The organism is Bacillus tianshenii (genome assembly GCA_020524525.2).
In the GTDB taxonomy this organism is placed as follows: Bacteria; Bacillota; Bacilli; order Bacillales; family Bacillaceae_N; genus Bacillus_AV.
In genome coordinates, this window is record CP129018.1 from 1,713,921 (window position 1) to 1,726,903 (window position 12,983).

At 41.2% G+C, this 12,983-nt stretch carries 11 protein-coding genes; 1 reads left to right on the forward strand and 10 read right to left on the reverse strand.

Features of this window, described 5'->3' with window-relative positions:
• Positions 1–10 precede the first annotated feature (10 nt).
• The 10 genes from LC040_08665 to LC040_08710 form a co-directional block, all read right to left on the reverse strand.
• Positions 11–1,723: a nickel-dependent hydrogenase large subunit gene (locus LC040_08665; GenBank protein ID WLR52941.1), complete on the reverse strand. Its 1,713-nt coding sequence runs from the start codon at positions 1,721–1,723 to the stop codon at positions 11–13.
• 11 nt (positions 1,724–1,734) lie between these two features.
• Positions 1,735–2,802 carry a hydrogenase small subunit gene (locus LC040_08670; GenBank protein ID WLR52942.1) on the reverse strand — a complete coding sequence of 356 codons (1,068 nt, stop codon included), beginning with the start codon at positions 2,800–2,802 and terminating at the stop codon, positions 1,735–1,737.
• Between the two features lie 191 nt (positions 2,803–2,993).
• A complete protein-coding gene (gene tatC, locus LC040_08675) occupies positions 2,994–3,755 on the reverse strand; it encodes a twin-arginine translocase subunit TatC (GenBank protein WLR53236.1) in 762 nt (253 codons plus the stop codon).
• Between the two features lie 108 nt (positions 3,756–3,863).
• The gene (locus LC040_08680; protein WLR52943.1) at positions 3,864–4,052 is read right to left on the reverse strand and encodes a twin-arginine translocase TatA/TatE family subunit; all 189 of its coding nucleotides are present in this window, start codon (positions 4,050–4,052) and stop codon (positions 3,864–3,866) included.
• Between the two features lie 23 nt (positions 4,053–4,075).
• A complete protein-coding gene (tatA, locus tag LC040_08685; GenBank protein WLR52944.1) occupies positions 4,076–4,270 on the reverse strand; it encodes a twin-arginine translocase TatA/TatE family subunit in 195 nt (64 codons plus the stop codon).
• A gap of 471 nt (positions 4,271–4,741) precedes the next feature.
• Positions 4,742–6,007 (reverse strand): threonine ammonia-lyase IlvA, encoded by a 1,266-nt coding sequence (gene ilvA, locus LC040_08690; GenBank protein ID WLR52945.1) that lies wholly within the window; start codon positions 6,005–6,007, stop codon positions 4,742–4,744.
• Between the two features lie 318 nt (positions 6,008–6,325).
• Positions 6,326–7,807, reverse strand: a complete 1,482-nt coding sequence (locus tag LC040_08695; protein ID WLR52946.1) for an FAD-dependent oxidoreductase — start codon at positions 7,805–7,807, stop codon at positions 6,326–6,328.
• 130 nt (positions 7,808–7,937) lie between these two features.
• Positions 7,938–9,941 carry a methyl-accepting chemotaxis protein gene (locus LC040_08700; protein WLR52947.1) on the reverse strand — a complete coding sequence of 668 codons (2,004 nt, stop codon included), beginning with the start codon at positions 9,939–9,941 and terminating at the stop codon, positions 7,938–7,940.
• Positions 9,942–10,161: 220 nt separating this feature from the next.
• Positions 10,162–10,839: a putative metalloprotease CJM1_0395 family protein gene (locus tag LC040_08705; GenBank protein ID WLR52948.1), complete on the reverse strand. Its 678-nt coding sequence runs from the start codon at positions 10,837–10,839 to the stop codon at positions 10,162–10,164.
• Positions 10,840–10,849: 10 nt separating this feature from the next.
• A complete protein-coding gene (locus tag LC040_08710; GenBank protein ID WLR52949.1) occupies positions 10,850–11,287 on the reverse strand; it encodes a universal stress protein in 438 nt (145 codons plus the stop codon).
• A 149-nt stretch (positions 11,288–11,436) separates the two neighbouring features.
• On the opposite strand from LC040_08710, the gene LC040_08715 reads away from it, so the two are divergent.
• Positions 11,437–12,954, forward strand: coding sequence for an FAD-dependent oxidoreductase (locus tag LC040_08715; GenBank protein ID WLR52950.1), 1,518 nt, complete (start codon positions 11,437–11,439; stop codon positions 12,952–12,954).
• The last annotated feature ends 29 nt before the right edge of the window (positions 12,955–12,983 follow it).

Sequence of the window (12,983 nt, forward strand, 5' to 3'; positions counted from 1 at the left end):
ATTTTCCCCCTTAATTGATTTTAATAGAAACAGAGCTGTCAGACTCTAAATCTGTTAAATGAACCGCACATGCAAGGCACGGGTCAAATGAATGAATAATGCGCAAAATCTCTAGAGGTTTATTTGGATCGACAATCGGTGTTCCTTTTAGTGATGCTTCATAGGCGCCAATATTGCCTTTATGGTCTTTCGGTGATGCATTCCACGTCGTAGGTACGACAGCTTGATAGTTCTTCGTCTTCCCGTTCTCAATCACAATCCAGTGACCAAGTGCGCCGCGTGGAGCTTCAATCCAGCCAACGCCTTTTGTTTGCTTCGGCCAGCTTTCAGGCTCCCATTTTGTCCGATCAAATGTAACTTGATCACCATTTTTAATGTTATTTAACAGGCTATTCATATCCTCAACCATCCAATCGGCAACTAGAACAGATTCCAGACCGCGAGCAATTGTCCGGCCAAGTGCTGATTTCAAAGCTGTAATTGGAACATCAAGCTTTGCAAGGGTGCTGTCAATAATGTTGACATACTCTTTGCGACCAAGTGCATAACCAATCATCATCCTTGCAAGTGGACCTGTTTCCATCGGCTGTTCTTTCCAACGAGGTGCTTTCAGCCATGTGTACTCTTCATCCGTATTCAACTGTGTGTATGGCGGTTGAGGTCCTGTATAATTAAAATTCGTTTCCCCTTCCCATGGATGCAAACCTTCTTCACTGCTCTCATACGAGTACCACGAATGATCGATAAACTCTTTTACTTGCTCAGGGTCTTTCGGATCAACATCATGCACCTTACTTAAATCCCCATTCAAAATAACACCACGTGGGAAGCGGTAGCTTTTCGTATCGTAAATATCAGTTGTTGAAAAATCACCATAGCACAAGTAATTATCAAGTCCGCCGCCATGAAGCCAATCTTTATAGTAAGAACCAATCGCAAGTAAATCAGGAATATACACTTTGTTGACAAACTCGTGGGCTTGTTCAATCAGTTGCTTAACGTGCATTAACCGCTCGGCATGAATGGCATTGTCACTATTGATATCAATTGGCGTCGCCATACCACCCACTACATAGTGTGGATGTGGATTTTTGCCACCAAAGATCGTTTGAATTTTGACGATTTCTTTTTGCCAGTCAAGCGCTTCTAAATAATGTGCCACCGCAAGCAGATTCACTTCAGGCGGAAGCTTATAGGCTTCATGCCCCCAATAGCCATTTGCAAAGATTCCAAGCTGACCACTATCGACGATTTTCTGGATCTTCGTTTGAATTTCTTTGAAATAACCTGGTGAAGACTTCGGCCAATCTGAAATAGATTGTGCAATCTTACTCGTTTCGTTGACATCTGCTTTTAGCGCACTGACAACGTCTACCCAATCAAGAGCATGTAAATGATAAAAGTGAACAACATGGTCATGCAGAAAAATCGCACCGTTCATAATATCGCGAATCAGATGAGCATTCTTCGGAATTTTTATGCCTAACGCGTCTTCTGAAGCACGAATCGATGCTAAAGCATGTGTTGACGTACATACACCACAAATCCGCTGTACATATGCCCATACATCACGCGGGTCACGCTCTTTTACAATTAATTCAATTCCACGGACTGCTGTACCTGAGCTATATGCATTTTCAATTCTTCCATTTTGAATATCCGCTTCAATGCGGAGATGACCTTCAATCCGTGTGACCGGGTCGACTACAATACGTTGACTCATTGTCCTTCACCTCAATCTTCTTTCTCTGTTTTATTCTTTTTCACAGCTGTTATTGCAGCATGAGCTGCTATCCCTGCGGCTGTCGCACCTGCTGCGTATGCCCCAATTTTTTCAGGATTAATCGTTGTCTGCCCGCCTGGTACCTTTGCTCGGCGTACAAAGAATGGTCCATTATCCCAGAAATTCGCTTCGGAACAGCCGATACATGGATTACCGGATTGGATTGGGTAACTTACACCGCCATTCCAGCGCATTTCTGCACAGGAATTATACGTAGTAGGTCCTTTACAACCAACTTTATATAAGCAATAGCCTTGCTTTGCACCTTCGTCGTCAAAAGACTCCGCAAAAAGGCCAGCATCAAAATAAGCACGACGATTACATTTATCATGAATGCGATGACGATAAAATGCTTTTGGCCGTCCAAGATGATCGAGTTCAGGCATTGAGCCGAATGTGAGAATGTGGGCCAATACCCCTGTCATTACTTCTGCGATCGGCGGGCAACCCGGTACTCTGATCACCGGTTTATCTTTAACAATGCTTGTTACAGGCATTGCCTCAGTCGGGTTAGGCTTTGCTGCTGGTATGCCGCCCCATGTTGAACAACTTCCATATGTAATAATTGCTTTCGCATGCTTTGCTGTTTCAATTAGAGAATCCTTCGCTGAAACACCACCTACCGTACAGTAAATGCCATCTGCTGGAATACTACCTTCCACCGCAACGATATATTCACCTGGATAATTTTCAATGACATGCTTGCGGGCTTCCTCGATTTGATGACCGCTTGCTGCTGAAAGCGCTTCACTATATTCGAGTGAAATCATCTCTAATAACACACTCTCAGTCTTAGGGTGTGTTGAGCGGATAAACGATTCTGAACAGCCTGTACAATCTTGAAATTGAAGCCAAATAACAGGAACACGAGACTTCGTTTCCATTGCTTTTACGACATTATTTGTATCATCATAATTAAGCCCCATTGTGGCAGCTAATGCCGTACACATTTTCAAAAAGGAACGCCTCGAAATTCCACGCTCTAAAGCTGTTTCGTAAACGGTTTTTCTTTTTTTCATTTTTATTCCCCCCTATACTCCCATTTCATTTAAAAATTTTTATACTTTTCTAACGTTAAATTAGCATAAGATATTAACGGTGTCTGCAAGTATTGGAATTTTGTAACAGAACGTCCTTAACTGCATGAGCACAGGGATTATCTATTATATTAAAAAAACGGTTACCCCTTTAAGGTAACCGTTTTTTCGAATTAATCATTTTGTAGATGTTGGTCATACGTTTCCTTTTTCAACTTTTTCAACCGACGTTTATATACAAACTTGGATACGAAAATACTACACTCGTATAAAAATAATAACGGAATAATAACAAGTACATCAGACAAAAAGTCAGGCGGAGAAATAAGTACCGAAATCACAACAAGCACAAAGTATGCATATTTTCTAATTTTCGAAAGCTTGTACGGGTCAATGATGCCGATACTTGTTAAAAACATTGTGACAACCGGAAGCTCAAACAGCACGCCAAACGGTAGTGTCATCCGCATAACGAATTGGAAATATTTTTCAGTTGTAAACATTGTCTGAAACATATCTTCACTTAAGCTCATTAAGAAATTCATTACAATTGGGAGGATGACAAAATAACCGAACGACAACCCTCCGGCGAATAAAATAAACAATGCAGGAATGTATGAAAGGGTAATTTTCTGTTCATTCGGCGTCAAGCCAGGCTTTACAAACAACCAAATTTGCCAAGCGGCGACAGGAATTGTGGCTGCAATTGCGATGACGCCTGCAAACATAAAATAAACCCACACAACTTCCGTTGGGCTCAAAACGGTTAATTGAATATCAAGGTCTTTCACAAACCACTCATAGATATCGCCAACATAAATAAAACTCGCAATTAAAAAAATAAAAAACGCGCTGCCCGTTATAATAATCCGCTTACGAAGTTCACCTAAATGATCAACTACATTCATTGATTTATCTCTTTCTTTCTCTTCCATTCCCATCGCCTTCCTTCCTCACAAAACCAAACAACCGACAAGCTTTTATTAAAATTACACAAACAAAGAAGATGTAAGCAACCTCTTACACCTTCTCAAGCGAACATATTATTTGTCGTCGACTTTTTTCTTTTCTTTATCATCATCTTCACTCATTAGATCATTTGTTGCATTTTTAAATTCACGCAATGAGTTTCCAAACGCCTTGCCGATTTCCGGTAATTTACTTGGACCGAAAATAACGAGCGCAATGACAAGTATAAGTATAAGGCCTGGTACTCCAATATTCGAAAGCATGTTTTCACCTCACAATGCGGTTATTACTTCTTAACCGTTTCTTTCACATCATCCGCTACTTCTTTTACCTCATCTGTTAAACCCTTTGTTGACTTCTTAAATTCCGACAACGTTTGCCCCGCTGCTTTCCCTAACTCAGGAAGCTTGTTCGGCCCAAAAATAATCAAGGCAAGTACTAAAATAAGAATCAATCCAGGGATTCCGATATTTGTCAGCATCTTCATTCCTCCATTAAGGCTCATATCCAATAAAGTCCTACACCTATTATAACGCGAACCCCACACCATTTGGCAAGAACCAAAAAAACTTTCACCATTCGTTCACATTCGAAAAGCGGAGGCGAATCGCTCAGAAACCTTGTTTGCTGGAGCCTTCACGCATAGAGGCGCCCTTTGCCTCGGAGCGGGAAGGTGAAGCAATACAAGTTTCTATTCGCCGCAGCTGGACATCTCGAAAAGCGGAGGCGGCTTGACCAGGGGCGAAAAGCATAAGGCAGAATGTGAAGGGGACTGCTCTTTGGCCCCGCAACAGGCTGACTTATGACCTCGAGCCCCTAGCCGCCGCAGCTAGACATTCGAAAAGCGGAGAAAGCCCGCTTAAACCGATCGGCTGGTGGAACTCCCAAAGAAAACCGAACAATTCTAGCGGCTATTAATGAAAAAACCGCTGCAGTTGCAGCGGAACTTGAATTAGATTAACAAATTAAATAATTGCTCATCACGATTGATCGGCATGTATTCGAAGCCTTTTTTCTTCATGCGTGCAATTAATGGTTCATAATCTTCACGTTGTTTTAATTCAATACCGACGAGGGCTGGACCATTGTCTTTGTTGTTTTTCTTTGTATATTCAAATCGTGTAATATCATCCTGTGGACCAAGCACTTCATCTAAGAATTCACGGAGTGCTCCTGCACGTTGCGGGAAGTTTACAATAAAGTAATGCTTCAACCCTTCGTATACAAGTGACTTCTCCTTAATTTCTTGCATTCTTCCGATATCATTATTCCCACCGCTAATAACGCAGACGACATTCTTCCCTTTAATTTCATCTTTATAGAAATCAAGAGCCGCGATGGAAAGAGCTCCTGCTGGCTCGGCAACGATTGCATTTTCGTTGTAAAGCTCAAGGATTGTTGTACAAATCTTTCCTTCTGGCACGACTGTTGATTCGTCTAACAGCTCTTTACAAATTTGAAATGGCAGCTGGCCGATTCGCTGTACTGCTGCACCATCTACAAATTTATTAATACTTTCTAGCTTAACAACTTTATCTTCTGTTAAAGACTGTTTCAATGCCGGGGCACCAGCTGGTTCAACGCCGACAAGCTTTGTTGCAGGACTCAAACTCTTCATATACGTCCCGATTCCAGAGATCAGTCCGCCACCGCCGACAGCTGCAAATAAGTAATCAACATTGTCGTCTATCTCATTCATAATTTCCATCCCGACTGTACCTTGCCCTGCAATGACTTTCGGGTCATCAAATGGATGGATGAAGGCACGTCCTTCCGCATCACAGCACTTCATCGCTTCATTGAAGGAATCATCAAATGTATCTCCAGTAAGGATTACTTCTACATTATTAGCACCAAAACGTTTAACTTGAGATACTTTCTGTCTTGGAGTTGTCGATGGCATAAAGATCTTACCATGGATGTTTAACGCTTTACATGCATAAGCAACACCTTGGGCGTGGTTCCCTGCACTGGCGCATACAACACCATTTTCAAGCTCTTTTGGCGTTAAGCTTTGTACTTTATTATAGGCGCCGCGAAGCTTGAATGAACGGACAATTTGAAGGTCTTCTCTTTTTAAGTAGATATTACATTCATAACGTTCGGATAGGATTTGGTTGCGCTGCAGCGGCGTTTGCACCACTACATCTTTTAACACTTGATTTGCAATTACAACATCTTCTAAATGGACGGGGTTTTTCATCTTTGTCTTCTCCATTTCTTCCAACTATCCTTTCGTGGTAAGGTTTAAACTTCATGGTTGACCACTGTTTGTAACAGCAAACGCGGTACTACCTATACCTATTTAAGAAACTTGATTTCAACTCAAGCTTTCGCATATCGTTATCCGCTTTTTCAACGTAACAATTGGTAAAAAGAAAACCTACCTGTAACGGATAGGTTGTAACGGAATAATCTATATGTTTCGAAAATTTGTAAACCTATTATAACACGATTTTTTTATCTGAAAACCCCGTTTGATGAATCCATCGCTGTTTTTCAAAATGTAGGCGTTTACATTGAATTATCAACGATTTTAGCCTCTTTGTTTTACAATTGAGCGATACACATGATATCCGCTTACTGATACTCCAATTGTCCCTGCTCCCGGAAAAATACTATCACCACAAAGCCACAAGCCGTCAATTCCGCTTCGGTGTGATAAGCTATTAAATAAACTGTGTGCAGGTGATTGGCCAAAGCCGCCAACCATCCCATGCGGCCTTTTTGTAAAACGTTCCCAAGCACGCGGTCCACCCGTTATCCATAACTCCAGCCCTTCATCTAGCTGTGGAAGTACTGTGCGAAGCCCTTGTTTCATTTTTTCAGCTAGTTCAACATTCTTACGATCATACTTTTCTTTTGTTTTCCACTTCGAAAGGTCTGTATGTGTACTTGCCGTTAATGTGCGGAATCCTTGCGGGGCCCGCAGACAGTCATGTTGAGCAGAAATTGAAACAAATAAGTGATCCCCTTCACTCATACTGCCATCTTCAGTCAACATTACTTGCTGAAATACCGGCATATTATTTGGGACAACCTTTTCATTTACAGCCGCATACACCGTAAATGTGCCCCATTGAGGAACGTTCGCTTTCCTTTTATACCGATTTGATAACTGCTGATAATCTTCCTCACGCAGCAATGTTGACAGCGCTTGGACAGGCACGTTGCATACGACATGATCAGCCTCTTCAATATGGCCTCTTTTGTCTGTTACATGCCACTTGCTATGCTGTCGTTCCAAATGAACAACTTCACGCCGCTTATAAACCTTCCCACCATCTCTCATTACTGCATCCTTTAACTCTTCAGCCACTCGATACAAGCCACCTTCTACATAAAAGGCACCTTGATGATAAATATCAAGTGCATAGCATGCCAGCACAGCTGCACATTCTTTTGTGGTTACCTGCATACTGTCAATCAGCTGTGCATCAAGCAGGTGAACAAACTCTTTCGCTTGCTCAAGCTTGTGTTTTTTCAATAAACCGTCCATCGTTTGAGTGAGATAAGGAAGAAGCCTCCATGATGAGAGAGGAAGGGAGCTGATTAAGTTAACAGCATCTTTTGCACTTGTTAACGGAAGAACAGGAAGAGGGTCGAGCAGCTGACGCACACGCTCTGCTATTTGCCATACTTCTTTATAAAAAGCATTTATCTTATTTATTTCATTCGGAAAATGTGTTTTTAATTCTGCAAGGTACTGTTCACGATTCCGAAAATAATGTATCGTTCTGCCTGGCGTATGAATCGCCATCACTTTATCCAGTTCTTTTGTTTGTATTGACACATTTAAGGTACTTAGAATACGTTCGTGGACTCCGCCTTTTTCAAAGCCCATTCCTAATGTGGCCCCGACAGGAAAGAGAAATGACCCGCGCTGAAATTTTCCCGCACATCCTCCCCATTCATTCGAGGCTTCAAATACCGAGACGTCGAATCCATCTTTGGCTAACAATGCTCCAGCTGTCAACCCTCCAATTCCTCCGCCGACAACTATTACTTTTTTTCTCATGGCTAACACCTGCTTTCAACATTATCATACCCAGTAAGCAAATGGTGGCGCCATTTCCAATGTGTTGAAAAATCAAAAAAACATAAAGCGAGGCACAAACAACAAGAAAAGCACAGGAATCTCCCCGTGCTTAGCTCACTTTGAAGCGATTTATCATCGCTTGCAGTTCTTTTGTTTGATTAGCAGTATCTTGTGCGGAAGTTGCGATTTCTTGGATAACCTGAAGCTGGTGATCGGTTAGTCTTGAAATTTCTTCGGTTTTTTGTGCTGAGCTTTGAGCTAAATTTGTCATCATTGTCAGTGATTCGCTTACTTCGTTAGAGCCTGCGCTCATTTCTTCTGTTGTAGCTGTGAAGTCTTGAACTTTTGCAGTTACTTCATGAACAGATTGATAGATATCCGAAAAGTAGGTGCTAATTTGATTAACCATGTCCCTTCCTTCACTTACTTCCTCAGAGACCATTCCCATCATTTTTAATGATTCTTTTGATTTCTCTTCATTCTTATGGATAAGCGCCGCAATTTGTTGAAGCGCATGTTGGGTTTGTTCGGCAAGATTACGCACTTCACCAGCAACAACGGCAAAACCTTTTCCATGTTCTCCAGCACGAGCTGCTTCAATTGAAGCGTTCAATGCTAACAGATTGGTTTGCTCTGCAATGCCGGAAATCATGCCAACAATCTTGCTGATTTCCTGTGCACCTTCATCAAGACTCTTTACTGACTGAGACGAATCAAAAACCGTTTTTTCAATATGCTCCATTTGATTTGTAACATTATGCAAAGCTTTATCTCCAAGCTGTGCTTTTTGAGCAGCATCAACTGTTAAATCTGCTACATTCGTAGACGCTGAGGCAATTGTTTGAATAGCATTCATCATCTCATTAATCATTGTCGAAGCATGCTTGGACCTTTCAAACTGGGCTGAAGAATCATCCGACACATCTTGTAAGTGCGTTGAAATATTTTCACTTTCCCGCTTCCCTTGGTCTGCGGATAGTACAAGCTGTGTTGTTGATTCATTCTCGTGCTCACCATTTGCTTGTACGTGACGCATAATGTTTTGGATTTTCTCAATCATTAAATTAAATGCAGATGCCAGCTTGCTCATTTCATCATGCCCTGAAGCATCGAGGCGAACTGTCAGATCACCTTCACCTTTGCTAATTTGAAGCAAAGAATTAGTGATTTCATCCATATGATGCAGTTGTTTGGATACAAGTGTAGGAACAAGTAACACAAACAGAACAAGTGTAGCAATTGTAAGCAGGAACATAATATTAGCAATTCCCGTAAGAACCTCATTTGAGAGCACTAGAACAAGATAGGTTCCATTTGAGAGTGGAGCAGCATAGAGCATCGCCTTCTTGTTATCTACTTGCAAGCGCTCGAATGTAATGTCTTTTTCATTTTTTATCTTGTTAAACTGCTCAAGTGCCCCATTAGATATGCCTGCTTCATCACTTGACATTAATGCCTTTCCATCTCCTGAAACAATCGCTGCTGTAAGCACTTGGTCGCTAAGCTCTTTCTTCATATTTGTTAAAATGGCTTGGACACCAATCATTTCCTCAAGCTCTGTCAGCGCCTGGCCGTTACGACCGACCTGTACAATTTGCGGGCGATTCCAACCGGTTACACCGACAAACTTAAATACTTGATCATCAACCGTCCGCACTTGAGCAGGCTGCGTGACCACTTCTCGCTTTCCTTCAATTAAATCCATAAATTCATATGCTTGACCATTTGGGTCACTTCCGAAATTAAAATCTACCTTCGGTGCCATATTAGTTAAAGTTGTATTGCCCTTCTCGTCTGTTAACCAAAATTCATCAATTCCAGAACGTTTAGATAACGCAACAAGCTCATCATAATTGGTTCCTTTTTCTACTAAAAGCGCTAACATCACAGATTGCCCAATCATTTCTTTTTCAAGAATTTGTTCAGAGTAATTTCTAGCCTTTATCGCATTTTCCACAGCAAACCGAGCTGTTTCCGTCATCCCTGCTCCTTGCTTTTCTAAGTGATTAGCTGTGTACCAATAAATAATTGCAGCCATTATTGTAATAATGATTGCCATCACAAGCAAAATCGGCCAAACCACTTTCCATTTCATTGAATGAAAGAACGTCACTTCTTCTCCCCCTCTACAAAAGAAACTCCCCTTCAATAATTATAACGAAAATAATGGATAGACTTACTTTAAATTTTGTATAAATTTTGTATTTTATGAATTTTTTGATAAAAGATACCTTAATGCCCTTTTATGACTGGTGAGCTCAAGTTAGCAATAGGATTTATCATACGAATTTGAATAAGAAAAAAAAGCATTTGCTCCGGTAAGGAACAAATGCTTATACAGCAATTGAAATACGCTCATAATTAGGTTGCTGTAGAGGGGATGTTGCTAAGCTTTCCACTTGATTTGTATTGGTCGTTATATCTTCTTGTGGTGGTTCCTGATTTGCTTGTTGCTTTTGCTCATTTGGACTGATACCTTTTTCTAGCCGATATTGCTCCATGCTCTCTTTATCTTTCTTATATGCCTCTTGTTGGGCTTTCATTTGAAGCATCGAAGCTTTCGCAGCAACTCGGTGATCCTGTGGAGACGGGTTCGCAGGAGCTAAGGCAGCTCTTTTCACCTGCTCCATGTTTTGTACGGTTTGCTCAGGTGTTTTACCTTTCGCAATCTGGATAGGCACTTCTCCACCGACAATGTATTTTTTCCCATCAGGACCTTGTGTATATTCAAAGCTAACCCCGCCGGCTAATCCGCCACCAGCTGACATATGAGCTTGTTCGTGCGCTTTCACCTTTTGCTCATTTTGCTTCAATTGTTGAATTTGAGCACGCACCTCTGGCTTCTCTTCATTTTTCTTTTCTTGACGCTCTGATGAAGACTTTTCCTTATTAATTGCTTGCTGCTTTTCTTGGTCATGATTTTGGTCTATTTTGTTATTGTGTGATTCTTGTGGTTTGGAATAATTCGGTTGGTGTAGTGCAGAGTAAGACGTCCCTGAAGAAATCTGCATTCATTTCACCTCATAATTCGCAATTTGCTGGCACTAATGTAAGTGGACAAGGAGCCAGATGAAGAACACCGTAACTGACACTGCCTAATGCTTTACTAACAACAGGCCCCATTCCTCTTGACCCCATAATGATACAATTTGCCTTTCGTTCTTTTGCTTCTTCAGCAATTTCAATGGTTGCTAGTCCTGTTCGGATTTTCTTTTCGTATTGAACATTCGCTTCTACTACACGCTTTGCTGCTGCTTGGAGTGCTTTTTCACCTTTTTTATAATGATCACTGCTTATCTCTTCATCATTGTGAGGAGGTGTTTCAAGTACTTCTTCAAAACGAGGCTGCACGTTAAGAAGAACCAATGTATCTCTCGTTGCTTTTGAAATCGATATTGCGTAGTCAAGTGCTTTATTTGCGTGGTCTGAACCATCAATTGGTACAATAATGTACGACATCTCTATCCCTCTCTTTACCTATAACTCTAGCTATTCACATTATATCATGAAATATCATCAATTTATGGCAAAGTTTTGATGTGAGGTTTTTTTTTCCTCTCGGTTGGGAAACGCTATGAACAACATGATTGTTATAGGAGGAGAAATACATGAATAGCACGCCTAAGCATGAGCCGTTCTGGAGAGAAACGAGTCAACTTCCGTCTTTCTCACCACTTGATAAGGATATTTCTGTTGACGTAGCCATTGTTGGAGGAGGGATTACAGGGATTACAGCAGCATACCTTCTCTCTCAAGAAGGATTAACTGTCGCTTTGCTAGAAGCAAATGATTTATTAAATGGGACTACAGGTCACACAACTGCAAAAGTCACTTCTCAGCATGACCTTTTTTATGATGAATTAATTCAGCATCATGGAGCAGAGCAAGCAAAAGCTTATTACGAAGCAAATCAACAAGCGCTACACTTCATACAAGATACAATTCAAACGATGGATATTCAATGTGACTACAGCGAAGAAGATGCATATATTTATGCAACAACGGACAAGTATGCCAAAAAAATTGAAGCAGAAATGAAAGCATATGAAAAGCTTGGGATTACAGGTTCTCTAACTGAAAGTATTCCGTTTGACATTCCAATTAAAGCCGCACTCAAAATGGACAATCAAGGGCAATTTCATCCTATAAATTATTTAAAAAAGCTTGTTGAAGAAACGACAAAAAACGGCGGTAAAGTATATGAACAAACAGTTGCCGTTGATATTGAAAAGGGTGACAGACCAAACGTCGTAACACGTAGTGGTGCAAAGGTTTCTTGCAGCCATGTGCTTATTTGCTCACACTTTCCTTTTTACGAAGGAACAGGACTATATTCAGCACGTATGTATGCGGAACGCTCCTACATTATCGGTGTAAAAACAAAGAACCCCTATCCCGGCGGCATGTATATTAGTGCTGAGGATCCAACTCGTTCTTTGCGCTCTACCCCTATGAATGGCGAACCACTTGTATTAGTTGGAGGAGATAGTCACAAGTCTGGTCATGGAAAAGCAATGAGCGAGCATTATAAAGCGCTTGAAACATTTGCAGAACAAATCTTTGACATTGATAAAATCGTTTATCATTGGTCAGCACAAGATTTATTTACACTTGATAAAGTACCGTATATCGGTCCAATCACGTCTCGGCAAACGAATATATTGATTGCTACAGGCTATAAAAAGTGGGGAATGACTTTAGGTACGACTGCCGCAATCATGTTAAAGAATGAGGTGCTGAAAAAAGATTCTCCATACTCTGAACTCTTTACACCTTCCCGTTTTTCTGCTGATCCAAGTATGAAAAACTTCATTAAGCAAAACACGTTAGTTGCAGGACATTTTATAAAAGGAAAGCTTGAACGAGCAGAAAAGCATATTGAAGAAGTTGCCAAGGATGAAGGGGCTGTTGTCATGGTAAATGGGCAGCGAACTGGAGCTTATCGCGATAAAAATGGGGAGCTTCATCTTGTCGATACGACATGCACACATTTAGGATGCGAGGTTGAATGGAACGATGCAGAGCGCTCTTGGGACTGCCCTTGTCATGGTTCAAGGTTTTCAGTAACAGGAGACGTTCTCGAAGGACCTGCTGTTGAGCCTTTACCGAGAAGAAACAAAGAGTAAAAGCATGAAAGGGAGCACTTGGCTCCCTT